The following is a 1,172-nucleotide window of genomic DNA, read 5'->3' as shown; positions in this document are numbered from 1 at the left end:
AGCAGATGTCCTCACATTTCCGCAAGCTGAAAGAGCGCGCCGGTGCCCGCTTCGGGACAGCGCGCGATGGAGAAGCCGCATGAGATCTCTTGTGACCGCCGGGCTTATCGCCCTGACATCCGCCCTTGCGCCGGCGGCACTTGCCCAGGAGCGCCCCAGCACGATCCTTGTTTTGGACGCCTCGGGGTCGATGTGGGGGCAGATCGATGGGATAAACAAAATCACCATCGCGCGCGATGTCGTCGGGGACATTGTGTCGGATTTCCCCGCCGATCAGAATCTCGGTTTCGTCACCTATGGCCATCGCGAGCGCGGGCAATGCGCGGATATCGAGACCTTGGTCGAACCCGCGCCCGGCACTGCGGCAGAGATCGCCGGCATCGTTGAAGGGTTGAACCCGCGGGGCATGACCCCGATGACCGATGCCGTCGTCACCGCGGCTCAGGCGTTGCGCCACACCGAACAGGCGGCGACGGTGATCCTGGTTTCCGATGGGATCGAGACCTGCAATCCTGATCCCTGCGCCGCCGCCCGCGCCTTGGAAGAAGCGGGCGTAGATTTTACCGCCCATGTCATTGGCTTCGATGTGCGGGGCGAAGCCGACGCCCTGTTGCAGATGCAATGCATCGCCGAGGAAACCGGCGGCCGCTTCCTGACTGCCGACAATGCCCAGGAACTCAACGAGGCCTTGCGCGAGGTCACTGCCGCGCCTGCCTCAGGGAGTTTCACCTTCACCGCAAATCTCGGAGGCGAGGAGATCGGCGACGAGACCGTCTGGGAGCGGCCAGCAGCGCCACTGGAGCTTCCGCTTCTGTCCGGCGAGGTGATCTGGGAGATATCGGATACTTCGTTCAACATGGTGCAGACCGGCACCGCGAACCCCTTCACCACGGACCTGCCGTTCGGCGACTATATCGTGACGGTCCATTCGACGGCGCAGGACGACTTCTCGCAGACCGAGGCCAGTTTGGCGTTGGACAGCGCGCGCAATGTCCACGCCATTTTCCCGCCCATCATGTCGCAACCGCCCGCCGCCCAGGTATTCGGCCCGGCACAAACCTTGGTTGGATCCGCGTTTACGGTGAGCTGGGAAGGTGAGGGACTGGCTCCGCGTGATTATGTGACAATTGTCCCCGCCGACGCCGAAGACGGAGCCTATGCGGACTATGACC

1 protein-coding gene is annotated in these 1,172 nt (G+C 63.2%); it reads left to right on the top strand.

Features of this window, described 5'->3' with window-relative positions:
* Positions 1-79 precede the first annotated feature (79 nt).
* Positions 80-1,172, top strand: a 1,093-nt coding sequence (locus ACDP63_RS24925; protein WP_409928863.1) for a vWA domain-containing protein, incomplete at its 3' end; no start/stop codon positions are given.

The organism is Paracoccus sp. P2 (genome assembly GCF_046335115.1).
In the GTDB taxonomy this organism is placed as follows: domain Bacteria; phylum Pseudomonadota; class Alphaproteobacteria; order Rhodobacterales; family Rhodobacteraceae; genus Paracoccus; species Paracoccus pantotrophus.
This window is presented reverse-complemented; position numbering and strand designations above follow the sequence as displayed.